The 21566-nt window shown below is 68.6% G+C and carries 24 protein-coding genes and 1 pseudogene; 8 read left to right on the top strand and 17 right to left on the bottom strand.

Going from position 1 to position 21566, the window contains the following annotated elements; translation table 11 throughout:
• Positions 1-59 precede the first annotated feature (59 nt).
• On the bottom strand, positions 60-671 hold the full coding sequence (locus V8686_RS09185; protein ID WP_379703690.1) for a hypothetical protein: 612 nt from the start codon (positions 669-671) through the stop codon (positions 60-62).
• Between the two features lie 109 nt (positions 672-780).
• Here V8686_RS09185 and V8686_RS09190 point away from each other — a divergent pair, with 109 nt between their 5' ends.
• Together V8686_RS09190 and V8686_RS09195 are read left to right on the top strand one after the other, a co-directional pair.
• On the top strand, positions 781-2286 hold the full coding sequence (locus V8686_RS09190) for a uracil-xanthine permease family protein (RefSeq protein ID WP_379703691.1): 1506 nt from the start codon (positions 781-783) through the stop codon (positions 2284-2286).
• A gap of 178 nt (positions 2287-2464) precedes the next feature.
• Positions 2465-2551 carry a plastocyanin/azurin family copper-binding protein gene (locus V8686_RS09195; protein ID WP_379706520.1) on the top strand — a complete coding sequence of 29 codons (87 nt, stop codon included), beginning with the start codon at positions 2465-2467 and terminating at the stop codon, positions 2549-2551.
• An 89-nt stretch (positions 2552-2640) separates the two neighbouring features.
• Here V8686_RS09195 and V8686_RS09200 read toward each other — a convergent pair whose 3' ends face one another.
• Positions 2641-3732 carry a mechanosensitive ion channel family protein gene (locus V8686_RS09200; protein ID WP_379703692.1) on the bottom strand — a complete coding sequence of 364 codons (1092 nt, stop codon included), beginning with the start codon at positions 3730-3732 and terminating at the stop codon, positions 2641-2643.
• A 78-nt stretch (positions 3733-3810) separates the two neighbouring features.
• Between V8686_RS09200 and V8686_RS09205 the strand changes: the two genes are divergently transcribed.
• The 3 genes from V8686_RS09205 to V8686_RS09215 all read left to right on the top strand — a co-directional run bounded on the left by V8686_RS09205 (position 3811) and on the right by V8686_RS09215 (position 5266).
• Complete coding sequence (locus tag V8686_RS09205) at positions 3811-4299, top strand: metal-dependent hydrolase (protein WP_379703693.1); 489 nt, start codon at positions 3811-3813, stop codon at positions 4297-4299.
• A gap of 31 nt (positions 4300-4330) precedes the next feature.
• Positions 4331-4912 (top strand): peroxidase-related enzyme, encoded by a 582-nt coding sequence (locus tag V8686_RS09210; RefSeq protein ID WP_379703694.1) that lies wholly within the window; start codon positions 4331-4333, stop codon positions 4910-4912.
• Positions 4913-5071: 159 nt separating this feature from the next.
• Positions 5072-5266, top strand: a complete 195-nt coding sequence (locus V8686_RS09215) for a cold-shock protein (protein ID WP_251331065.1) — start codon at positions 5072-5074, stop codon at positions 5264-5266.
• A gap of 73 nt (positions 5267-5339) precedes the next feature.
• On the opposite strand, the gene V8686_RS09220 is transcribed toward V8686_RS09215, so the two are convergent.
• Positions 5340-6833, bottom strand: coding sequence for a cryptochrome/photolyase family protein (locus V8686_RS09220; protein WP_379703696.1), 1494 nt, complete (start codon positions 6831-6833; stop codon positions 5340-5342).
• Positions 6834-6965: 132 nt separating this feature from the next.
• On the opposite strand from V8686_RS09220, the gene V8686_RS09225 reads away from it, so the two are divergent.
• A complete protein-coding gene (locus V8686_RS09225; protein WP_379703697.1) occupies positions 6966-7940 on the top strand; it encodes an aldo/keto reductase in 975 nt (324 codons plus the stop codon).
• On the opposite strand, the gene V8686_RS09230 is transcribed toward V8686_RS09225, so the two are convergent.
• The 4 genes and pseudogenes from V8686_RS09230 to V8686_RS09245 form a co-directional block, all read right to left on the bottom strand.
• Positions 7937-8617, bottom strand: coding sequence for an SCO family protein (locus tag V8686_RS09230; protein WP_379703698.1), 681 nt, complete (start codon positions 8615-8617; stop codon positions 7937-7939). The two genes, V8686_RS09225 and V8686_RS09230, sit on opposite strands and share 4 nt — an antisense overlap.
• A 46-nt stretch (positions 8618-8663) precedes the next feature.
• Positions 8664-9327 (bottom strand): annotated as a pseudogene (locus V8686_RS09235) (cytochrome c biogenesis CcdA family protein).
• Positions 9327-9935, bottom strand: a complete 609-nt coding sequence (locus V8686_RS09240; protein WP_379703699.1) for a TlpA family protein disulfide reductase — start codon at positions 9933-9935, stop codon at positions 9327-9329. Before V8686_RS09240 ends, V8686_RS09235 begins: the two are co-directional and overlap by 1 nt.
• Positions 9936-9987: 52 nt before the next feature.
• Positions 9988-10626 (bottom strand): DsbA family protein, encoded by a 639-nt coding sequence (locus V8686_RS09245; RefSeq protein ID WP_379703700.1) that lies wholly within the window; start codon positions 10624-10626, stop codon positions 9988-9990.
• A 119-nt stretch (positions 10627-10745) separates the two neighbouring features.
• On the opposite strand from V8686_RS09245, the gene V8686_RS09250 reads away from it, so the two are divergent.
• Together V8686_RS09250 and V8686_RS09255 are read left to right on the top strand one after the other, a co-directional pair.
• Positions 10746-10952, top strand: a complete 207-nt coding sequence (locus V8686_RS09250) for a DUF1918 domain-containing protein (RefSeq protein ID WP_379703701.1) — start codon at positions 10746-10748, stop codon at positions 10950-10952.
• An 18-nt stretch (positions 10953-10970) separates the two neighbouring features.
• Positions 10971-11402, top strand: coding sequence for an RNA-binding protein (locus V8686_RS09255; protein WP_379703702.1), 432 nt, complete (start codon positions 10971-10973; stop codon positions 11400-11402).
• On the opposite strand, the gene V8686_RS09260 is transcribed toward V8686_RS09255, so the two are convergent.
• From V8686_RS09260 to V8686_RS09305, 10 genes are all read right to left on the bottom strand, one after another.
• Positions 11399-11731, bottom strand: coding sequence for a thioredoxin family protein (locus V8686_RS09260; protein WP_379703703.1), 333 nt, complete (start codon positions 11729-11731; stop codon positions 11399-11401). The two genes, V8686_RS09255 and V8686_RS09260, sit on opposite strands and share 4 nt — an antisense overlap.
• Before the next feature lie 37 nt (positions 11732-11768).
• Complete coding sequence (locus V8686_RS09265; RefSeq protein ID WP_379703704.1) at positions 11769-12320, bottom strand: thioredoxin family protein; 552 nt, start codon at positions 12318-12320, stop codon at positions 11769-11771.
• Positions 12321-12378: 58 nt separating this feature from the next.
• A complete protein-coding gene (locus tag V8686_RS09270) occupies positions 12379-12804 on the bottom strand; it encodes an EamA family transporter (RefSeq protein WP_379703705.1) in 426 nt (141 codons plus the stop codon).
• A gap of 47 nt (positions 12805-12851) precedes the next feature.
• Positions 12852-13871 carry a PfkB family carbohydrate kinase gene (locus V8686_RS09275; protein WP_379703706.1) on the bottom strand — a complete coding sequence of 340 codons (1020 nt, stop codon included), beginning with the start codon at positions 13869-13871 and terminating at the stop codon, positions 12852-12854.
• A 78-nt stretch (positions 13872-13949) separates the two neighbouring features.
• Positions 13950-14810 (bottom strand): DUF58 domain-containing protein, encoded by an 861-nt coding sequence (locus V8686_RS09280; RefSeq protein WP_379703707.1) that lies wholly within the window; start codon positions 14808-14810, stop codon positions 13950-13952.
• 6 nt (positions 14811-14816) lie between these two features.
• Complete coding sequence (locus tag V8686_RS09285) at positions 14817-15767, bottom strand: AAA family ATPase (RefSeq protein ID WP_379703708.1); 951 nt, start codon at positions 15765-15767, stop codon at positions 14817-14819.
• Positions 15764-16699: a DUF7502 family protein gene (locus tag V8686_RS09290; protein WP_379703709.1), complete on the bottom strand. Its 936-nt coding sequence runs from the start codon at positions 16697-16699 to the stop codon at positions 15764-15766. Before V8686_RS09290 ends, V8686_RS09285 begins: the two co-directional genes overlap by 4 nt.
• A 1-nt stretch (position 16700) precedes the next feature.
• The gene (locus V8686_RS09295) at positions 16701-17342 is read right to left on the bottom strand and encodes a chromosome partitioning protein (RefSeq protein ID WP_379703710.1); all 642 of its coding nucleotides are present in this window, start codon (positions 17340-17342) and stop codon (positions 16701-16703) included.
• Positions 17339-19714 (bottom strand): VWA domain-containing protein, encoded by a 2376-nt coding sequence (locus tag V8686_RS09300; RefSeq protein ID WP_379703711.1) that lies wholly within the window; start codon positions 19712-19714, stop codon positions 17339-17341. The genes V8686_RS09295 and V8686_RS09300 overlap by 4 nt, the downstream gene beginning before the upstream one ends.
• On the bottom strand, positions 19714-21513 hold the full coding sequence (locus V8686_RS09305) for a vWA domain-containing protein (protein WP_379703712.1): 1800 nt from the start codon (positions 21511-21513) through the stop codon (positions 19714-19716). The genes V8686_RS09300 and V8686_RS09305 overlap by 1 nt, the downstream gene beginning before the upstream one ends.
• Between the last annotated feature and the right edge of the window lie 53 nt (positions 21514-21566).

Consider the following 21566-nt stretch of genomic DNA (forward strand, 5'->3'; position numbering starts at 1 on the left):
CGCCCGCCCTTACGCGACCGGCAGGGATATAACATTGGTCACGGGTCGCGTTCGGGACTCTACCGTTCCGCTAACGCCGCCGAAAGCGTCCGTGCCGCTCGCTCGCCGTCCGACTGTGGTGCAGGCAGTCGGACCGGGTCGTCGCCGAATCGCTCGACCACGAGCGCCGGGTGGCGTGTCCGGAGGTAGCGTCCGAGGAGGCCCAGTCCACCGACGACGAGACCGATTCCGCCGAGCAGGAGTAGGGACGTGAGGACGGCGAGTGCCCCTGCCAGCGCGTCGGTCACCGCGAGGACGCTCCCGACGGGGGCCGCTCCCGTCACGCCAGTGTCCATCGACAGCGTCTCGCCGACGTTCATCGCCCGGAGGGCCACCCCACCGCCGACGGCGGCCAGTCCGTAGAGCAGGGCGCGCAGGCCCCACCCGAGGAGGCGCGTCTCCCCCGCGGCGTCGACGTCGATGCCGGCGACGTTCGGGCGCTCGACCGCCTCGAATCGCCGCCCGTCGGCCGCCGGGTTGTACGCGAGCACCCGGTGGGTGGTGACGGCGGCCCACCCGGCGCCGAGCGGTGCCGACGCGACGACGTCCTCCCCGGCGTAACAGCGACGCTCCGGGCCGGCAGTCCCCGACTCGTCGGATCGTTCGCGGGCGTCCAACACCCCGTCGTCCATCGGCCGAGTGGAGGACCGCCCGTGCCGTTACGTTTTCGGCCGGATCGTCTCGGTGCGGTTTTACGGACACGAGGTGAGTTCGGGATATGACGCTCGGTGAGATGGCAACATGAGCGACGGAGACGGTCGCTCCGGATTCGTGGAGTACGGTATCGAGGACAGACCGCCGATTCCGACGTCGATCCTGCTCGGGGTCCAGCACTACCTGACGATGGTCGGGGCGAACGTGGCGGTACCGCTGATCCTCGCGGGGGCGCTGGGGATGCCCGACGCGGTGATCCCGCGGTTCGTCGGCACCTTCTTCGTCGTCTCGGGCGTCGCGACGCTCGCACAGACCACCTTCGGCAACCGCTATCCCATCGTCCAAGGGGCGCCGTTCTCGATGCTGGCGCCCGCTCTCGCCGTCGTGGGCGTCGTGCAGGCGAGCAACCCAACCGGGCCGGCGTGGGAGGCGGCGCTCCTCCAGTTGCAGGGTGCCATCGTCGTCGCCGCCGTCGTGGAGGTGGCGGTGGGATATTTCGGTCTGCTCGGCCGCCTGCGGTCGTACATCTCCCCGGTCATCATCGCGCCGACCATCGCGTTGATCGGCCTCGCGCTGTTCAACACGCCGCAGGTGACGGCAGCGTCGGGCAACTGGTGGCTGCTCGGCCTGACGCTCGGGCTGATCGTCCTGTTCTCGCAGTACCTCGGTGACGCCTCCAGGGCGTTCCAACTCTTCCCCGTTCTCCTCGGCGTCGTCGTCGCATGGGTCGTCGCCGCCGTCCTCTCGGTCACCGGCGTCTACACGTCGGGCACCGCCGGGTTCGTCGACCTCGCTTCGGTGGCGTCGGCGCCGGCTCTGATGCCCATCTACCCGCTCCAGTGGGGGATGCCGCAGGTCGAGACGGCGTTCGTCGTCGGGATGCTCGCTGGCGTCGCCGCATCGATGCTGGAGTCCTTCGGCGACTACCACGCCGTCGCGCGCCTCTCGGGCGTCGGCGCGCCGAGCGAGGAGCGGATCAACCACGGTATCGGCATGGAGGGGCTGATGAACATCTTCGCGGGACTCATGGGCACGGGCGGTTCCACCTCCTACTCCGAGAACATCGGCGCCATCGGCCTGACCGGCGTGGCCTCGCGCTACGTCGTTCAGATCGGGGCCGCGGTGATGCTCGTCGTCGGCTTCGTCGGCTACTTCGGCCAACTGATCGCCACCATCCCCGATCCCATCGTCGGCGGTCTCTACGTCGCCATGTTCGGTCAAATCGTCGCCGTCGGCCTCTCGAACCTGGAGTACGTCGACCTCGACTCCTCGCGCAACGTCTTCGTCGTCGGTATCGCGCTCTTTACCGGCCTCGCGGTGCCGGCGTACATGGGTAACGTGGGTAGCGCCGAGGCCTTCCGCCAGGGCATGCGGGGCGTCGCCGCCCTCGGCCCGGTCCTCGGCGCCCGCGCCGTCGCCGACACCATCTACGTCATCGGCTCGACCGGGATGGCCGTCGGTGGCCTCGTGGCCTTCGTCCTCGACAACACCATCGAGGGCACCCGCGAGGAACGCGGCCTCGTCGAGTGGGAGCAGGCAACCGAGGACGAATCCGCATTTCGCTCCGCCTTCGACCGGTTCAGCCGCGACTGACCGCCCGACAGGCGTCGATCGTAGCCCGGCCTAATCCGGGTGCGAGGGACGAGAGTCGTCGTTCCTCGGGGCTCGACCGGGGTAGTCGGCCGACGATCGGGGTTTGGTCGGCCAAAAAATCGGTGCCATTTTGTATTTTTAGGTCAGCCTAAAATCTATGCGACACACGAGACGGCAGTTGCTTCGGACGACCGGTGAACACGCCTACGTCTGTATTCCACACGAGGCGGCGGGCATGGAGGGAACCGTCGTCGTCGAGGAGTGAGCCGCTGGGTGACCCTGACCGCCACCAAACGTACGGTCCCCGCCACCGTGGGCAAACGGTAACGTACACTCCCTCCACGTTTGCCGCATCTATCGACCGTCAGCGGCGCCGTCGGCGTCCGTCCCCTCGCTCGCCGACCGGACCGTCACGTCGCTCCGTGGGTACGGAATCTCGACCCCTGCCTCCGCGAGGGCGTGGTAGATGGCACGGTTGAGTTCGTGCCGCGCCCGGGACGCCCGGGTCGGTCCGTTCACCCACGCCAGCAGTTCGTACTCCAGCGCGGAGTCGCCGAAGCGGCGGAGACGCATTCGGGGCTTCGGGGCGTCGAGGACCAGCGCCGTCCCCTGCGCGAGGTCGACCACCAGTTGCTCGAAGGCGTCGATGTCGGTGCCGTAGGCGACGCCGATGGGCACCCGCACCCGGCGACGGCGTCCCGGCGCCGACTCGTTGATGATACGGGTCGCGTTCAGCACGGAGTTGGGGACGGTCACCAACACCTCGTCGCGGGTGAGCAGCGTCGTCGAGCGGACGCCCACCTTCGCCACCGTCCCCGATTCGCCGGAGTCGAGGACGACGAAATCGCCCAGTTTGTACGTGTCGTCGAAGTACAACGCGATCCCTCCGAAGAAGTTCGCGACGGTGTCCTTCGCGGCGAAGCCGACGGCGATGCCGGCGATGCCCGCCCCCGCGAGCAGGGGCGACACGTCGTACTCCCACAGCGAGAGGAGGACGGCGACGGTCCCGACGAGGACGACGAGCGTCCAGACGTTCGAGAAGACCGGTGCGAAGTCGAAGCGGTCGCCGCGGTCTTTCACCGCCTCGACGAGGCGGTTGACGACGCGGTTGAGCGCCCGCGCCCAGACGAGGACGATGATGGACAGCGAGGGTCTGCCGAAAAACAGCGACAGCGTCCGGGCGTCGACGAGCGTGGCCGTCGCGACGGAGTCGACGCGCGTGAGGACGTACACCCCGGCGAGGGCGACGGTCACGACCAGCGGCACCCGGAGTTCTTCGAAGACGATGTCGTCAAGCGCCGTCTCGGTGCGACGGGTGACGCGCCGGGCGAGACGGACCCCGACCAGTTCGAGGACGACGGCGCTCCCGAACGAGAGCGCGAGGACGGCGGCCGTCGCTTGCCAGGCGGGGAGGGCGTCGAGTCCGGCCACGAGTCCGTTGCTCACGACGATGGGACGCGCTCGGTGGCGATAACGGTATCCCTCGGCCGAAAGGTTCTGGTCGTCCCCGTCCCACGTCCGACCGTGTACCGCCGTGGCCACTGGGGCGTCTCCTTGCTCGTGTTCGCACCCGTCGGGTTCGCGCTCGTTCTCGCCGGACGTCCGGACCTCGCCGTCGTCGGCGGGGGAGCCGTCCTCTGGCTCGCGATGCTCCCCGACTACGACCACCGGATTCCCGGCCTCCCCCACCGTGGCCCGACGCACACCCTCGTCTTCGCGGCCCTCGTCGGCGCCGCGGGCGCGGGGGTCGGCGTCGGCCTCGCGATGGTCCTCGACGGCGGCCGGACCACGTTCGTTTCCTTCGGCTTCGCCGTCGGTGCGCTCGCCGTGCTGGCTCACCTCCTCGCGGACGCGCTGACGCCCGCCGGCGTGCCCCTGCTGTGGCCGCTCTCCGGCCGGAGCTTCTCGCTGTACCTCACTCGGGCGGACAACACCATCGCCAACTACGTCCTCCTCGCCGTCGGCGTCTGTACTACCGCGGCCACCGTCATCCTCGCGACGCGGCTGGGGTGAGTTTTTGCCTTCCCGGCCCGCAGGTGCGTGCATGAACGACGACGCGATGACCCGGTTCCCGGTACCCGACCGCGCCGACCTGCCCGCCGACCTGCGCGAACGCATCGACGCCGAGACGGAGCGGGCGGGCTTTACCCCCAACGTGTTCGCGGCGCTCGCCTACGCGCCCGACCACTTCCGGGCCTTCGTCGACTACCACGACGCCCTCGTCGAGGGGACGAGCCTCGAGCGGGTGGAGGTGGAGATGATCGTCGTCGCCGTCTCGGGCGTCAACCACTGTTACTACTGCAACGTCGCCCACGGCGCGCTCGTCCGCCTCTACGCGACGGATCCGACGCTTGCCGATCAGCTCGTCGCCAACTACCGCACCGCCGACGTGAGCGACGAGCGCTTGCTCATGCTCGACGTGGCCGTGAAACTCACCGAGTCCCCCGCCGCGGTGACCGACGCCGACCTGGACCGCCTCGCGGAGGCGGGGTTCTCCGAGCGCGAAATCTGGGATATCGGCGCCGTAACCGCCTTCTTCAACCTCAGCAACCGACTGGCGAGTTTCGCCGACATGCGTCCGAACGACGAGTTCCACACCCTCGGGCGGGACGTGACGAACGACTGACCGTCGGACCTACCTCCCGAACGGCCAGTCGACACACGTCACGTTCCCCTCCGAATACGTCCTGATTGCATTTTTTCTCGCCTAACTATTGAAATAATTGGTACTGTTCTGTCCCCTGGCAAAATCCTTATGTGTCTGCTTTTCGTCGTTCGTAACGCAATGGCGACAGGTACGGTTGCGTTCTTTAACGACACCGGCGGTTACGGGTTCATCGAGTCCGAAGATTCCGACGAAGACGTGTTCTTCCACATGGAGGACATCGGCGGCCCGGACCTCGAAGAGGGACAGGAAGTCGAATTCGACATCGAGCAGGCCGACAAGGGCCCGCGGGCGACCAACCTCCAGCGACTGTAAGTCCGGGTCGGACTCCGACCGCTCGAAGCACGCTGGATCAGAACTCCCTTTTTCACGACTCCCACAGCCGCGGCTACAGCCGTCCATCGCGCGCCAGTCGCCGTACTTCGGCCACTCGCTCCCGGATGGCGTCCCACTCCGTGTCGGTCTTGCGGTCGACGTGAGAGTACATCAGCCCCATCCGACCAGTCCCGCGGAGCGTCCCCTCGTTCCGGTCGAGAAAGTCCCAGTAGAGCGCGTTGAACGGACAGGCGTTCGCACCGGTCGTCGCGTCCACATCGTAGGTACAGTCCGCACAGTGGTCGCTCATCCGGTCGACGTAGTTGCCCGAGGAGGCGTAGGGTTTCGAGGTGAACGCGTCCGTGGCGAACGTCCCCATCCCGAGGACGTTCGGCGTGGTCACCCAGTGGAAGGCGTCGACGAACCCGAAGTGGAACCACTCGTTCAGTTCGTGCGGGTCGGCGCCGTAGACGAGCGCGAAGTTCGACAGGAGCATCAGCCGTTCGATGTGGTGGGCGTAGCCGCGTTCGTAGACGTGGGTTACCGCCTCGTCGAGACACCGCATCTCCGTCTCGGCGTCGTAGTAGAGGGTGGGCAGGTCACGGGACCGGCCCAACAGGTCCGTCTCGGCGAGTTCGGGCATCGTCCGGCGGTAGACGTGTCGCACGAACTCCCGCCAGCCGAGAACCTGCCGGACGAACCCTTCCACGCTTTCGATGGGCGCCGCGTCCCGATGCCAGGCGTCGACGGCGGCGTCGACCACCTCCCGCGGGCCGAGGAGGCCGAGGTTCAGCGACGACGACAGCAGGGAGTGGGCAAGCGCGTACTCGCCGCCGAGCATCGCGTCCTGATACGCGCCGAACTCGGGCAGGCGATGCTCGACGAAGTGGTCGAGGGCGTCCAGCGCCTCGGGTCGTGTCACCGGCCACGCGAACCCCGAGCGTTCCCCCCAGGTGTCGAAGCGCTCGGTCACCCAGTCGAGCGTCTCCCGGGTCAGGTCGTCCGGATCGAACCGTGGAACGGGCGGCAGGGACCAGTCCGCCGGCGGTGTCTCACGATTCGATTCGTCGTAGTTCCACTCGCCACCCGCCGGCTCCGTCCCGTCCATCAGCACGTCCTCGCGGCGGCGTAGCCAGCGGTAGAAGTTCTCGTGGCGGAAGCTGTCGTCGTCTCCCGCCCACTCGTCGAAGGCGTCGGACGAACACAGGAAGCGGTCGTCGCGGACGAGCGAGAGGGTGCCACCGCGCGCCGTCACGAGTTCACGGAGGCGGTCAGCGGCGCCGTAACTCGGCGGGCGCATGAGCCGCAGGTCGTCGCCGGGGTGGGCCGCGAAGTGGGCGTCGAGAGCGTCGCCGAACGTCTCGGCCCGCCGGTACTCGACGGCGTAGCCCGCCTCGCGCAGGGCGTCGCGAGCGTGGCGCATCGCCGCGAACACCAGGCCGAGTTTCTGCGGGTGGTAGGGTCGACGGGCGGCGACGGCCGTCGCTTCGATCAGCAACACGCGGTCTGTGTCGTCGAGGACGTGGCTCTCGGGGTGGAGTTGGTCGCCGAGGAGCCAGACGGTCATAGCCAGCCTCCGCTGGGCATGGGCGCGGGTTGGGGTGTGATCGACAAAACGGTACCCCCGGTCCCGGTTGCGTGGCACGCTCCCTCCTCACTCCGCCTGTGGCTTTTTGCCTCTCCGTGCCGAGGGCGAGGTATGGAGTACACCACCCTCGGTGACACCGGAATGGAGGTGTCGCGCATCTGCCTCGGCTGTATGAGCATCGGATCGAGCGACTGGCGCGACTGGGTGCTGGACGAGGAGGCGGGCGTCGAACTCGTCGACCGGGCCATCGAACTCGGAATCAACTTCTTCGACACCGCCAACATGTACTCGAACGGCGAGTCGGAGCGCGTCCTCGGGACGGCACTGGAGGGCCGGCGCGAGGAACAGGTCGTCGCCACGAAAGGCTACTTCCGGATGGACGAGGACGACCCCAACTCCGGAGGGCTGTCGCGGAAGGCAATCGAGCAGGAACTGTCGAACTCGCTGGACCGACTCGGAATGGACGCCGTCGACCTCTATCAGATCCACCGGTGGGACGACGACACGCCCATCGAGACGACGCTCCGCGCCCTCGACGACGCGGTCCGGCGCGGCCAGGTGCGCTACCTCGGCGCGAGTTCGATGTGGGTCCACCAGTTCGCCGACGCCCTCCACACGAGCGACCGACTGGGACTCGACCGCTTCGCCACCATGCAGAACCACTACAACCTCGCGTACCGCGAGGAGGAACGCGAGATGCTGCCGTTCTGCCGACGGGAGGGGATCGGCGTCATCCCGTGGTCGCCGATGGCTCGCGGCTACCTCACGCGACCGGACGAGGACATCGACGCGACCACGCGTGGCGCGACCGAGGAGTACCTGTACGAACACCCCTACCGCGAGGGCGGCGGCCGGGAGATCAACGAACGCGTCGGGCAACTCGCCGAGGAGCGCGGCGTGAAGATGGCTCAGATCGCACTCTCCTGGGTGCTACACAAGGACTGGGTCGACGCGCCCATCGTCGGCACCTCCTCCGTCGAGCACCTAGAGGATGCCGTCGAGGCCCTTGAGATCGATCTGAGCGACAGCGACGTCGAGTATCTAGAGGAGCCGTACGAACCGGTCCCCGTCTCCGGGCACGACTAGAACAGGCCGCCGCCGCCCGACCGAACTTTGTCGAGGTCCTCGATATACTGTCCCTCCCGTCCCTCCTGACCCCGGTAGGCGCGTTCGACGTAGCCGTCGGCGTTCACCAAGAGGACGAGGCCGATGTGGTTGAACATGTACATGTCCATGTTCTCGGGTTGTGTGCGCTGGAACCGGAAGCCGAACTCCTCGCCGAGGACGGTCTTCGCCCGCTCGCGGTTCTCGGGGCGGAGGAAGTGCCAGTTGCCGGCGTCGAGGTCGACGTTCATCTGTTCCCCGTACTCGCGGAGGCGGTCGGCCGTGTCGCGTTGCGGGTCGAAGGTGATGGGGTAAAAGCCCACCTCGTCGGCGTAGCCGTTGTCGAGGCTGTGGATCTGCACCTCGCGGAGCGACGAGATGAGCCGCGGGCAGACGCTGTTGCAGTGGGAGTAAAAGAAGCTCACCAGCCCCGCGCGCTCGACGCCGCGGAGGTCGATCCGCTCGCCGACCAGCGGGTCGGGAAACGCCACGTCGGGAATCCGTTGGCCCCAGGCGGGGTACGAGAGGTCCTCGCTCTCGACGCCGCCCCGGCGGTCGGGCTTGCCGAGGGCCGTGTTCGGGGAGCCACCGCCGAGACAGCCGGCGGTCGCACCGATGCCTGCGGTTCCGAGTACCCCGAGGTACGTGCGACGGTCCATACCCTACCCCGGTGTCGGACGGTGAAAGCCCGTGTGGTCCGTCCGTCTAAACCACGCCGAGGTAGCGAAGCGAGACGACGATCTGGGCGACTCCGGCCAGAATCATGACGACGGCGGCGAGACGGTGAACGACGCCGATCCGATCACTCCAGGCCCTGACGGCGTCGCTGCCGACGGCCGACAGTAGCGTCACCCCGGTCAGCGGGAGCGCCGTGGCGGCGGCGTAGCCGCCGAGCACGACGGCCGCTCCCGGGGCCGAGAGCGTCAGTGACTGCGTGACGACGCCGAGGACGACGGGCACGACACAGCCGGCGGCGGCGAGGGCGTAGCCGCCGCCGAAGACGGCACACCCGAGGACTGACGTCCGACGTTCCGGCAGTCGGAGGTGGAGCGTCGGCGCCCGGTCGGAGAGAAACAGGACGCCGAACGCGACGAGGGCGACGCCGACCAGCGGTTCGAGTAAGGGCAGGTGACGGGCCAGCCGTCCTCCCGCCGAGAACAGCAGGGCGCCGAGGGCCCCGAGGACGAGCGTCGCGCCGGCGGAGGCGGCGACGCCGCGGACGGCGGCTCCGCTCAGACCGGTCTCGTCACCCTGGATGGCGTAGCCGACGTAGCCCGGCAGGAGGGGGGTACGCACAGGGCGCGAAGAAGGTGGCGAGGCCGGCGCCGACGGCGAAGGTGAGCGTCCCGAGGAGGCCGGCGTCGGCCATCACAGCACCGCCGCGAGTTCGCGGTCGATCGTCTCGGCGGACGCGACGCCGCCGTGGGTCCACGTCACCGACCCCGTCGCGTCGGTCACGACCAGGAAGGGGAGCCCGCTCGCCCCGAGCGCCGCCAGCAGGTCGCCGTCGGGGTCGTGGCCCAGCGTCCAGCGGCCGTCGTTGTCGCGCCACCACGCCCGGAGGTCCTCGCGGGAGAGGCCACCGCCCAGTCGCTCGTTGGTGACCGACACGAACGCGGCGCGGTCGGCGTAGCGCTCGTGGACGGTCCCGAGGGCGCCCATCTGCTCGACGCAGGGGCCACACCACGTCGCGAAGCAGTCGATCACGGTCGGCGTCTCGGGAGCGGGGACCTGCCGAGTGCCGGCGGTCGATCCCGGCGCGTCGAGGGTCGCCACCTCGACCGGCAGGCGGCGGTTCCCGCCGTCGTCGGCGTCGTCGCCGTCGTCGGCGTCGTCGCCGTCGTCGCCGTCGCCGTCGTCACCGCCGAATCCAACGACGTCCGTCCCCACGAGGCCGACGCCGACAAGTCCCGTCCCGGCGAGTCCCGCGAGGACGTGTCGACGGCCGAGCGGTCGCTCGCTTCCCTCGTCGTTCATCGGATCGACGTTCGCTCCGGACGAATAAGTGCGGCGTGGTGCGTGTCTCGAATTACTGCTCGGCCTCGATGGCCGCCGCGATGGCGTCGTAGGTCGGCCTGACCGACCGGCCGGCGACGAACACGGCGGGTGTGCCCTCGACCCCGCTGTCGACGCCCAGCTGGCGGTCGGCCTCCAGTACGGGACGGTACGTCTCGTTGAGTGCGTCGGCCTGGATCGCACATCCGGGAGCATCGACGTCGTTCGCGAGGTCGGTGAGACGCCCCGCCGAGTAGGCGTCTTGGTTCTCGAAGAGGGCGTGTGCGTACTCGAAGAACGTCTCGTCGTCCGTCTCGTCTTGCACCCCGCGGGCGGCGCTCGCGGCCTGCCACGACCACTGATCGTCGACCGGAATCGGAAAGTCGTGGTGCTCGTACCGGACTGCGCCCGTCTCGACGTACTCCGCCCGAATCTCGGGGAGCACCTCCAGACTGTAGGTGGCACAGTGCGGACACGAGAAGTCCTCGAACGCGGCGACGGTCACGCTCGCACCCTCCGGGCCGAGCGTCGGTGCCGGCAGTTCCGAGACGGCCGGTTCGTCCTCGATCGTACAGTCGTCCGTTCCCCGCCCGCCGCCGAGACAGCCCGCACTGGCGCCGAGACCGGCCACCCCGGCCGTCGCAGCGAGATACTCGCGTCTGGTGTGCTCCATGCGTGGACGTGGTGGCTCTCGGTCTTATGATCCCCGATCCGCGCCCGCAGGCGGGGCACCGAGACGCCGACGGTCGTCGAATCAGCGCCCTTTTATGCGCGCCGGCGGAACAGCGTGATATGAGCTTCGAGAAAGACGATTCGGTCGTACTCGACGACAAACACAGCGAGTACGACGGTGAGGTCGGGACGGTCACGCAGGTGATGGAGACGATGTTCGGCGACGCCACGTACACGGTCAGCTTCGAGGACGGGCAGGAGACCGGCGTCCCCGAGGATGCCCTCGAACTCGCCGACGCCGAATCCGACGACGACGCCGAAGAGTAATCCGGACGGCCGTCCCCCATGTCGAACGTCCCCTTTCACTACGTCGACCTCCGCACGTTCTGTTACGCCACGGAAGACGAGAAGCGTGTCGAACAGGCGCTCCGCACCTACCTGCCGGAGGACTACGAAATCGACCGCCAGGTGACGACGGGCCACCACGGCGACCGGATCGCCGTCCTCTCGGCTCGTCTCGAAAACGCCGACGACGTGCGCTACGTCCTCGGCCGTCTGGTCGACCTCCCCGACTACGACATCTTCCTCGACGAACTCGACGACCGAGTCGCGGAGGACTGCTCGCTCTATCTCACGCTGGACAAACAGGCGGCCTTCCGCGGCGAGGTGCGGCAGGGCGACGGTATCACGCTCCGGGGGAAGGTCGAAGCGTACCCCGCCAAGCGCGAATCGGCCGTCGAGAACGCCCGCGAGGCGTTCGAGGCCGCCCGCGACTAGGCCAGAAAGTCGATCACGCGTTCGGCGCCGACGAACCCGTCGGCCAGTCGCCGAACCGGGTCACCGTCCTCGAACAGGAGGAGCGTCGGCACGCTCTCGATACGGTACTCGTCGATCAGCGCCGGGTCGTCGCGTGGGTTCACCGTCACCACGGGAACGCCCGTCTCGCGAGCGACGACGCCGAGGATCGGTTCCATCGCGGCACAGGCACCACAGCCGTCGGTGTAGAACTCGACGAGGAGGCGGTCGGCCGCGTCGATGCGCGCGTCGAGGTCGGCGGCCGTCTCGACGTGGGTCGGCGTCGTGTCGGCATCGTTCGTCTCTTGCATGGGTGACGTAGGTGGCCGAGGAACGTGAGTCGTTCGGCTACGGCCACTTGATCCCACAGCCACGCGACGGGCCGGGGTCGACGGTCACGTCCTCGCCCGCGAGGACGGCGTCGATGGCCTCGCGGACGTAGTACTCGGTGGCCTCCTCGTCGGGGCCCATGGCGTCGTCGAGGCGGCCGTGGTACGCCAGGCGATACTCGCCGTCCTCGCGCCGAAAGAGGAACGGATCGGGGGTACAGACCGCGCCGTAGGCGCGGGCTACGTCGGCCGACTCGTCGCGGAGGTAGGCGTCGTAGGCGACGGTGCCGTCTTCGACGTACTCCTGCATCTTCTCGAAGGAGTCCTCCGGGTACTCCTCGGCGTCGTTGGCGTTGATGCCGACGACGGTCACGTCCTCGTCCGTCGCGATGTCGTTCAGGAGGTCGAACTTCGCCTGCGCGTAGGGGCAGTGATTGCAGGTGAACACGACGAGCAAGGCGTCGGTGTCGACGGAGTCGAGGGAGTACGTCCCGCCGTCGACGCCGGGGAGTTCGAAGTCGGGTGCCCGGTCGCCGGGTTCGAGTTCGGAGTCGGATTCCTGAAGTGCCATGGGAGGGTGTAACGGCGCGTCGCTCAAATACTCCCCGCCAGCGGCAACGCGCCGGTCGTCACTCCACCGAGACGAGGTAGATGCCGAGGACGGCACAGCCGATGCCCGCCACCTTGCGGACGGTCAGCGACTCGTTCAGGAAGAGGATGCCGAGGACGGAACTGACGATGAGGAAGGTGCCGAAGATGGGCACCACCGCGCTGACGGGGCCCAGCGAGAGCGCCCGGTAGTACGCGAGGATGCCGACGGCGAGAAAGAGGCCAGCGAGATAGAGATACGGTGCTTTTGGGTGGCCGAGATACGCCGAGACGGACTGGCCTTCGTAGAGGACGACGCCGACGGTGGCCACGAGAAGGATGCTGTTGGTGATGAGTGCGGCGACGAAACTCGGGACCTTCGGCTCCCCCGTCGTCGCGAACCCCACCAGCGGCGCCACCGCCGAATACGACAGAAGCGCCACGAACGCCCACTGGAGATAACTCATGTCGGCTACGCCGCGTGGCTGCCAGTATAGGGTTTCGATTCGGCCGCTCACGGCGGGCGGTGGGTCTCCACGTGGGCCGCGAGCGTCTCGCGGGTCGCCGTTCCTTGCCCCGAGACGTAGTGGGCGGCACAGGCGTTGCCCGCCGCCAGTGCGAGCGTCCAGTCCCATCCGGCCGCCAGTGAGCGAGCGAGGGCGGCGCTGAACCGGTCACCCGCGCCCGTCTCGGTCAGCGCCCGCGAGACGTCGAGGGTCGGCACCGACACCCGGCCGTCTGGCGTCGCCGCGACGGCCGCCTCTTCGCCGTGGACGACGATCCCCGTCGCGCCCGCAGCCGTCCGGACGGCGTCGAGTGTCGCCGCGCCCGTCGGGTCGTCGACCGCTCCCTCGTCGGCGGCCTCTGCCAGTCGCGCCGCCTCGTCGTCGTTTACGCTCACCACGACGTCGTAGGCGTCGCCGAGGGCGGGGAGGGCGGACAGAAGGTCACGCGCACCCGCGGTCGTGAGCGGGCCGGGATCGACACAGAAGACGCCGCCGTCGGGGTCGTATGCGTCGATGTTCCACATGGCGTCACCGAGTCCCGGCGTCGACGCCCAGTTCGTACAGCAGAGCACGTCGCGTTCGAGGAAGTCCTCGACGGGTTCCGGGAGCACCTCGAGGAGGTCCGCGAACGACCACGCGTCCAGGTCGCTCGACTCCTCGACGAGCATCACGTCGTCGGCGTCGAACAGGCAGACTCGGACGCGGGCGGGGGCTCCCATCGACACCGTCTCGAAGTCGAAGTCGAAGATGGGGTGATCGAGGTGACCGACGAGGGCCACGTCGTCCCCGAGGGCGGCCGCCTGTCGCGCCGCGTTGACCGCCTGGCCGCCCGCGTCCGTCGTCACGTGATCGAGCGTGAACGAATCGCGACCCTCGGCGACGGCCGCGGCGAACGCCGCCCGCGAGGTGATCGTCGCGTCGCCGTCGCGGAGGCGGTAGTAGTGGTCGACGCTCCCGTCGGGGAAGGTGCCGACGCGCACCGGGTCGAGGCCACTTCCAAGACGGGCGACGAGAGCGTCGTACGGCATCCTCCCGACGTAGCGGAGCCGGCCGCAAAACACCGTCGGAACGTCGGGGTCGGCCGACGGTCGTCGGCGGGCCTCCAGTCACCCGATCCACACCGCGGAGAAGGCGTCGAAGAAATCCTCGTCGGTCGCCACCAGTTCGTGAGTCACACCGAGGTCCTGTGCCCGGTCGGCCACGTCGTCGACGAACTCGTCGACTCGCGACTGGTACTGCTCGGCGAGGCGTCCACCGAAGTAGGTGCGGCGGGTCAGCTCCGACTCCAGATCCTCGAAGATGGTGTCCCCGCTCGGTTCCGGGTCGAGTTCGTCCGGCGAGAGCACCTGGATCAGAACCACCTCGTTGCGCGCCAGCGAGGCCACGCCCGTCTCCAGACCCTCCAGGTCGCCGATGCCGTCGGTGACGACGACCACCAGCGACCGCGACCGGATCGAGGCGGCGTACTCGCCGAGCGCCGTCTCGAAGTCCGCCTCACCGTCGGGTGTCGTCTCGTTGAGGCGGTCGACCAGCGTCAGCACCTCCCCTCGGGTCGACTTCCCGGTGTCGATGCGCTCCGCGCGCTCCCGGAAGAGCGAGAACCGGAAGTCGTCGTGTTCCTCGGCGGTGAGGTAGGCGTAGCCGAGGCCGAGTTTCGCGCCGAACTCGAACTTGTGTTCGTCGCCCTCGCCGAAGTCCATCGACGCACTCGCGTCCAGCAGGATGTGGACCGTCAGATTGCGCTCCTCCTCGAACTGCTTGATGAAGAACTCCTCCGTGCGGGCGTAGAGTCGCCAGTCGATGAGGCGCGTGTCGTCGCCCGGCGAGTAGCGCCGGTAGTCGCTGAAGGTCAACCCTTCGCCCACGTTCGGCGACTCCTGTTCGCCCTTCTTGATCGCGGTCGACTGCTGGTTCAGCGACGCCTCGAAGCGGTCGAGTTCGTCGAGGAAGTCCGGGTCGATGGTCATCGTCGCTCAGACCTCGGACAGCAGTTGGGCGATCACGTCGTCGGTCGTCATCCCCTGTCGCTCCGCCCGGAAGTCGAGCAGGATGCGGTGGCGGAGGACCGGCGGCGCCATCGCCTCCACGTCTTCCCAGGAGACGTGGTTGCGCCCACGCAGGAACGCCCGGGCCTTCGCGGTGAGGATGATACCCATGCTCGCTCGGGGACTCGCGCCGAAGTCGACCGTCTCCGCCTCGCGGGTCGCTCGCACGAGACGGATCGCCCGGTCGCGAACGTCGTCGGCGACGGGGACCTCCCGGACGAGTGATTGGATCTCGTTGAGTTCATCGATCGTCAGCACCTTCTCGACCGGCGGGACCGTCCCGCTCTCGGTGTAGAGGGTGACGATGTCCCGTTCCTCCTCGAAGGAGGGGTAGTCGAGGACGAGTTTCAGGAGGAAGCGGTCGGTCTGGGCCTCGGGGAGCGGGTAGGTTCCCTCCTGATCGATGGGGTTCTGGGTCGCGAGGACGAAGAAGGGGCGCGGGAGCTGGTACGTCTCGCCGGCGGCGGTCACCTGCTTCTCCTGCATCGCCTCCAGCAGCGCGGCCTGGGTCTTCGGCGTCGCGCGATTGATCTCGTCCGCGAGGACGACGTTCGCGAAGATGGGTCCCTTCTCGAAGACGAACTCGCGTTCGCCGCCCGCCTCGCGGATGATCTCCGTCCCCGTGATGTCCGAGGGCATCAGGTCTGGCGTGTTCTGCACCCGCGAGAAGTCGAGGTCGGTCACGTCCGCGACGGTTCGGACCATCGTGGTCTTCCCGAGACCCGGGTTGCTCTCCAGCAGCGCGTTGCCGTCGGCGAGGATACAGACCAGTAGCCGTTCGAGCACCTCTCGCTGCCCGACGATGCGTTTGCCGACCTCCTGGCGAACGCGGCCGAGTCGTTCCTGTAGCGCGTCGATATCCGTCGTTGGTTCGCTCATGAGTCCGAGTTAGCGTCCTCCTGTCGAATTCGTAGGTTGTACTCGCGAATCAGCTCCGCGTCTTCGAGGCGTTCGCGCTCGCTGAATCCCGCCCGCTGGCTCTCGACGGCGCTCGACGAATCGAAGCCGCTGTCGTCGTAGGCCGCCGCCGAGTCGGCGTCGGTGCCGTTCCCGCTTCCCGATCCGGTGGTGTCGATGCTCGCCTCCAGTTCCTCGCTGCCCGCCGGCACGTCCTCCGGTTCCCCGAGGATCGACGACCCGTCCTGAAGTCCGGTGTAGTCCTGTGTCGTCCCGCCGGATCTGTCCGCGTCCGGCGGTCCGCCGAGGCCCGCGAGGGAGATGTCGACCACCGCCAGTTGGATGGTGGCGACGCTGATGACGGAGACGAGGACGACCGTCACCGCCACCCGCCGAACGCTGATGAGACCGATGCTCGACGCCTCGTTCAACTGGGCGAGGACGTCCTCGTAGAGGCGGAGGACGATCCGTGACTGTCGGTCCCGGTCGACGGCGTCGCGGGCGGTCCGCAGCGACTCGGAGAGCGACGGGTTGGCGGCCGCGAACTGCTCGACCAGCGGCCGTCGCACCCGCCAGACCACCTCGACGCCGAAGACGACGAGACCGACGGCGGCGCCGACGACGGCGCCGGTCGACACCGTCGGTTCCGCGGGTGTCACGCCGACGCCACCGAGGGCGTCCAGCACGGCCCCGGGAATCGGCAGCCGTGCCGGCAGGGACGGGACGCCGGTGAACGCGGCGACGAGGTTCACGAGCAGGGTGGCGAGCGCCGCGTCGGCGACGGCGTAGATGGCCGCGACCTTCAGTCCCTCGCGACGGATCTGTGTGAGGGCGCGTCGGATCTTGCGCTCGGTGCGGGGGGTATCCGCCTCGTCGTCGCTCGCGTCGGCCGAGGTTGCTGACTGTTCGGCCATGTTAGACCAGCCCACATCCAGACGGCTTGCTCCCGTTGATGGCGGCACACGCGTCCTGGAGAGCGCGTCGGAGTTGTTGGTTCTCGTTTCGCAGGTCCTGATTACGCTCTTCGAGGCTGTTCACGTCGCTCTCCAACTGACTCACCTCGTCGTTCAGGTCCTCCACGTCGGCCTGCAGTTCGTCGCGCTGGTCGCGGAGGTTTCGGTTGGTGGACTCGAGGTTCGACACCTCGGATCGGAGTTGGTCGTTCCGGGATTCGAGCGTGTTCACCTCCCCCTGAAGCTCTTCGACCCGCTGTTGGGAGGCTCGCAGGTCCTGTCGGGTCGAGGCGAGTTCCTGCTCGGTCGACTCTAGCTGTCCCTCGGTCTCTTCGAGGTTCTCGGAGACCTGACCCACGTCGCTGCGGGTGGTGCTGAGGCTCTCGTTGAGTTCGCGCAGCCGCTCCCGCGCCCGCTGGAGGTCGGTCTCCGTCTCCCGGAGGTCCTCACGCAGGCGCTCGTTCTGCTGGCGAAGCTGGCTGTTCTCGGCGTCGAGTTCCTCGACCGACTCCTGATAGTACAGCGTCGCCCCGGCGGTGCCGGCGACGGACAGACAGATGAGGAGGGCGAGGGCGAGGTTGATGGATCGGCCGATGAGGCTCATGGCAGGCCACTCTCCGAACGGGTACGTCCGTTGTACACTTGAAGCCGCCGGACGACCACCTCGGTCAGGAAGAGGAGGAGTGCGGCGGTCAACAGCGCCCAGTCCCAGTTCTGGCGCACGTCGCGGACCCGCGTCGACTGCTCGCGGGCGAAGGCGGCAATCTGGGCGGCCTGTCCCCGCTCGAACTGTCGGCCGCCTGTCGCGCGAACGGCGTCGGTCAGCGCCGACGACGTTCCGAACCCGGCGTACTCCGCGGGGTAGTTCGCGGCGTAGGTCGCCCCGACCGTCGTCCGGAAGCCCACTTCGGTGGGCGTCACCTGTGCCCGGTAGACGCCCTCGTCGACGGCGCTGAAGCCGAGGTCGGTCCCTCCCGGGGGACTGTCGCCACGGTAGACGACCGTGGTCGGTTCGCCCACCCGAGTGTCCGAGATGTCCGTGACGCCCGTCGCCTTCCGCTCGGGGTCGCCGATAGCGTAGTTGACCGACTTGGTGACGAGCAGGGAGTCGGGCTGGCCGAGCAGGCCGTCCAGTCCGCCACCGCCCCCGTAGGTGGTGATCGTGGCGACCCGGCCGAGGCCGTAGCGCCACGAGGCGACTGCGGGGGTGCCGTCCGGCCCGGCGACGAGGAAGTCCGCCCCGGGACGCATCGACACGTCGTTGATGTTCCCGGGGTTGGACTCCAGCGTGACGCCGCTTGTGACGAAGTGACCCGAATCGACGATGGTGAGGCCTTCGCCCTGGAACTGGCGGGTGCCGCCGCCGAAGAGTAGGCGCAGACGGTCCGTCTCGCTCGCCCGGAAGTAGTTGCCGCCCGACTCCTCCGCGATGCGGCGGAGCACCCCCTCGTTGACGTTCCGCCCGGCGCCGACGGCGATGACCCGGATGCCCTGCCGGCCGAGCGCGTTCGCCACGACGGCCGACCGGCTCTCCGTGTCGCCCCCGTCGCTGACGAGGATGATCGTCCCCCGCTGGCCGCCGAGCATCTCCTCGGCGCCTCGGAGTCCGTTGGCGATGTTCGTCGCCCCGCCGGCACGGAGGCGCCTGATCCGGTCCTCGAGGACCGGGCGGTTCTCGCTCAGGGGGGCGGGCTGGGCGACGCTGTAGGCCTGGTAGTTGAAGCCGACGACGCCGACGACGTTGTCGTCGTCCAGTTGCGAGAGGGAGTCGAGCGCGATGGCCTTCTGGATGCGCATCCCGCTCCCCGCGCTCCCGGAGACGTCGATGAGCATGACGATGCGGGCGCTGCCGGGTGCTGACGGCCCGAAGGTGACCGGCAGCATGGTGGCCACCGAGGAGTTGGCGTAGTTGCCGTTCTCGAAGCTGTTGGGGCCACCCACCATCAACAGGCCGTTCCCGTCGATGACGAACCGCTGGAGTTCGTCGACGTTACCCAGGTCGCCGGCGGCGACGTTCTGGACCACCACCGCGTAGTACGGATCGAGGTTCTCGGGGACGGACTGGGCCGTCTCCACGTCGTACAGTTGGCCCAGATAGTTCTGCAGGGAGTAGTTCCCTCGGGAGACGTAGAGGACGCGGGGCTGATCGACGACCCGAACCGTCTTGCGTGCCACGTCGTTGACCGCGTACACGTCCTCGCCGTCGATTTCGGCGGTGATCCGGTGACTCCCCGTCTCGGAGAAGGTGTGAGTGACGGGAACGCTCCCGGTGCCCTCCTCGAGTCGTTCGGTGGTGACCGGAGTGCCATCGACCGACACCGTCACCGACACCGGCGCCGTCGCCTGCACGCCCGACACCTGCACGAGGAACTGACTCTCGACGCCGGTGCTCGCCTTGCTCGGCCCGGAGAGGGTGACGTATCGCTCGGTGCGGGTCGGCTCCGTCGAGACGGTACTGATCGTCGCGTTGAGCGACCGGGCGAACTCCGCCGTTTCGGTGAGGCTCTGCCCTCCGGTCACCTGCCCGTCGGAGACGACGACGACCGACCCGTTCTCCCGGAGGTTGGCCGCGATGCCGTCACCGACCCGGGAGTTCGTCCCCTGCGCGATGGTCGAGACGGTGGCGGGGACACCCTCCTCCTCGACGCCGGCTGCGAGGTCATCGGCCACGTCCGGCGCGACGGTCGTGCTGTTCGAGCGATCGACCAGCAGCGACACCGAGGGGTCGCCCCGCGTCTCCGTCGTGACGACGGTGAAGGGACCGGCGGCGGCGACGACCACGAACGTCGCGACGACGACCCGTGACGCGAGCAGGAGGCGACGGCTCCGCGCGGAGGCGGTCCCCGACGCTCGGTACCGGATCGCCAGGGCGAACGCGACGACGGCCACCGGGAGGGCAACGAGGACCAGCGGTCGCTCCAGACCGACGACGGTGCCGTCGGACAGCGCCGTCCGGACGGCGAGTGCACCCCACATCAGAGATCACCCCTCCGTCGGAGGTAGGCGACCTCTCCCAGCGCGACGAGTAGCGCCGCCAGCGCGACGAGCCACGTCAGCGGGCGGGGGACCTGCCGCTCTTCCTCGCGGGTCGTGACGCCCGTCTCGCTCTCGCGCTCCGCGAGAGGGACGGCGTCCACGTCGGATTCCGCGTCGCTGTACAGCGAGACGCCGACTCGGCGTTCGCCGACGCTGTAGAACCCGACTGCTTCGAGCGGGACGGTTCGGGCCGTGACGGGACCGTTCGGCGTCTCGACTCGCGTCTCGTTGGCGAACTGGAGGCGTCCGCCGGCCTCGCGGTTGAGTGCCGAGAGCGACTCCCGGCCGGCGAGGTAGAAGACGGCCCGTTTCCAGAAGACGGGGTACTGATAGTTGAATCGGAACGGATCGTCGTTGGGGACGTAGCCGTAGTAGAGGACGCGCCCCTGGCCACGGGGCTGGGTCGCCACGAGCGGCGTCCCACCCGCCGTCTGCACGAGCGCGGTTCCGGCGCGGAGCGACCCCTGGAGGTAGGTCCCCGGCGGCGGGAAGTCGATTCCGCGTGTGAGCTCCGCCGTCGTCACCCGTCCGACCGACGGGTTCGTGCCGGTCCCGTTCGGCGAGACGAGGAGGAGGTCGCCGTAGATGTCGGGTGGACTCGGCTGGGCCAAGACGGCGACCCCGCCGCCCGATTCGATCACGTCCCGGCCGGCCTCGACGTTCCCCCGGAGGAGACGCTCCTGTCGCAGGTTGCTGTAGAGGATCACGTCGTAGCCGTCGCCGACGGTGGTCGGGGGGTTGTCGACGGTCAGTTCCACCTCCTCGACGACCGAGAGGGCGGTCGTGAGATACCGGTTCCGGTCGTTGGTCAGGAGGAGGACGTCGACCGTCGGGTCCGAGGGTGCGGCGACGTAGGCGACGTCGTCGGCGGGGAAGGTGTCCCCGGGGGTCAGTCGGGCCTGTCCCCCGCCGGCCGGGACGGTGAGGCTCACTCGCTCGACGTCGCCCGGGCCGAGTCGGAGCGAGCGACTGCGGTCGCCGAGCGACACCGACCGGGTGACCTCGGCGTCGCCGAAGTTCTTGACCGAGAGGGTGACGTTGCGCCCGGAGAACGACCGGTCGACGATGCCGACGTTGTCGTCGCCGCCGCCGTCGAACTGTCGGAGGTCGACCTGCAGGTCGCGGGCACGGGCCGAACGCACGGCGTCGGTCCACCCGTCGTCGTCGGCGAAGTCGCTGAACACGACGATCCGGGCGTTCTCGCCCGCGATGGACGCCGCCTGCGAGATGGATGCGCCGAGGTCGGCGGAGACGTCCGACACCGAGACCCCGTCGAGTGTCGCCTGCACCTCGGTGTCGCCACCGGACCTGAGGACGATCCGGCTGTCGGCGCCCGCGACGACGACGGAGTTGGTCCCCGTGGACTCCTCCCGGGCGGCGGCGACGGCGGCGGCGAAGCGCGTCCCGCCGTCGGTTTCGACGCCCATGCTCGCGCTCCCGTCGAGGACGAGCACCGTCTCTTCGACGGTCTGGCTCTGCGAGACGGAGACGTAGGGGCCGGCGAGCGACACCACGAGTGCGATCAGCACGAGCAACTGGAGGAGCAAGAGGAGGTTACGCTTGAGGCGTTCGAGCAGGGGGTTCGTCGCGTCCCGCTGGTCGTCGTCGAGGAGGAACTCGAGGGTCGGCAGTTCGACTCGGCGAGGGTCGGGCTGGACGAGATAGAGGAGGATGACGGGAACCACCGTCAGCAGGGCGACCAGCCCAAGCGGCGTGAGAAACACGTCGGAGAGGGCCATGTCCGGCCCACGTCGCCACTACGTATCGGTCTTTCGCCGCCCAAGAGTCACCA

The sequence above is a fragment of the Haloplanus litoreus genome (assembly GCF_045690335.1).
In the GTDB taxonomy this organism is placed as follows: Archaea; Halobacteriota; Halobacteria; order Halobacteriales; family Haloferacaceae; genus Haloplanus; species Haloplanus litoreus.

Excerpts from the sequence above, each read along its gene's own strand:
- V8686_RS09295 (WP_379703710.1), bottom strand. The coding sequence starts at position 17,342 with ATGAGCCTCATCGGCCGATCCATCAACCTCGCCCTCGCCCTCCTCATC.
- V8686_RS09220 (WP_379703696.1), bottom strand. The coding sequence starts at position 6,833 with ATGACCGTCTGGCTCCTCGGCGACCAACTCCACCCCGAGAGCCACGTC.
- V8686_RS09255 (WP_379703702.1), top strand. The coding sequence starts at position 10,971 with ATGTCGAACGTCCCCTTTCACTACGTCGACCTCCGCACGTTCTGTTAC.
- V8686_RS09260 (WP_379703703.1), bottom strand. The coding sequence starts at position 11,731 with ATGCAAGAGACGAACGATGCCGACACGACGCCGACCCACGTCGAGACG.
- V8686_RS09245 (WP_379703700.1), bottom strand. The coding sequence starts at position 10,626 with ATGGAGCACACCAGACGCGAGTATCTCGCTGCGACGGCCGGGGTGGCC.
- V8686_RS09250 (WP_379703701.1), top strand. The coding sequence starts at position 10,746 with ATGAGCTTCGAGAAAGACGATTCGGTCGTACTCGACGACAAACACAGC.
- V8686_RS09265 (WP_379703704.1), bottom strand. The coding sequence starts at position 12,320 with ATGGCACTTCAGGAATCCGACTCCGAACTCGAACCCGGCGACCGGGCA.
- V8686_RS09270 (WP_379703705.1), bottom strand. The coding sequence starts at position 12,804 with ATGAGTTATCTCCAGTGGGCGTTCGTGGCGCTTCTGTCGTATTCGGCG.
- V8686_RS09185 (WP_379703690.1), bottom strand. The coding sequence starts at position 671 with ATGGACGACGGGGTGTTGGACGCCCGCGAACGATCCGACGAGTCGGGG.
- V8686_RS09240 (WP_379703699.1), bottom strand. The coding sequence starts at position 9,935 with ATGAACGACGAGGGAAGCGAGCGACCGCTCGGCCGTCGACACGTCCTC.
- V8686_RS09290 (WP_379703709.1), bottom strand. The coding sequence starts at position 16,699 with ATGGCCGAACAGTCAGCAACCTCGGCCGACGCGAGCGACGACGAGGCG.
- V8686_RS09305 (WP_379703712.1), bottom strand. The coding sequence starts at position 21,513 with ATGGCCCTCTCCGACGTGTTTCTCACGCCGCTTGGGCTGGTCGCCCTG.
- V8686_RS09210 (WP_379703694.1), top strand. The coding sequence starts at position 4,331 with ATGAACGACGACGCGATGACCCGGTTCCCGGTACCCGACCGCGCCGAC.
- V8686_RS09225 (WP_379703697.1), top strand. The coding sequence starts at position 6,966 with ATGGAGTACACCACCCTCGGTGACACCGGAATGGAGGTGTCGCGCATC.
- V8686_RS09215 (WP_251331065.1), top strand. The coding sequence starts at position 5,072 with ATGGCGACAGGTACGGTTGCGTTCTTTAACGACACCGGCGGTTACGGG.
- V8686_RS09300 (WP_379703711.1), bottom strand. The coding sequence starts at position 19,714 with ATGTGGGGTGCACTCGCCGTCCGGACGGCGCTGTCCGACGGCACCGTC.
- V8686_RS09275 (WP_379703706.1), bottom strand. The coding sequence starts at position 13,871 with ATGCCGTACGACGCTCTCGTCGCCCGTCTTGGAAGTGGCCTCGACCCG.
- V8686_RS09190 (WP_379703691.1), top strand. The coding sequence starts at position 781 with ATGAGCGACGGAGACGGTCGCTCCGGATTCGTGGAGTACGGTATCGAG.
- V8686_RS09285 (WP_379703708.1), bottom strand. The coding sequence starts at position 15,767 with ATGAGCGAACCAACGACGGATATCGACGCGCTACAGGAACGACTCGGC.
- V8686_RS09280 (WP_379703707.1), bottom strand. The coding sequence starts at position 14,810 with ATGACCATCGACCCGGACTTCCTCGACGAACTCGACCGCTTCGAGGCG.
- V8686_RS09230 (WP_379703698.1), bottom strand. The coding sequence starts at position 8,617 with ATGGACCGTCGCACGTACCTCGGGGTACTCGGAACCGCAGGCATCGGT.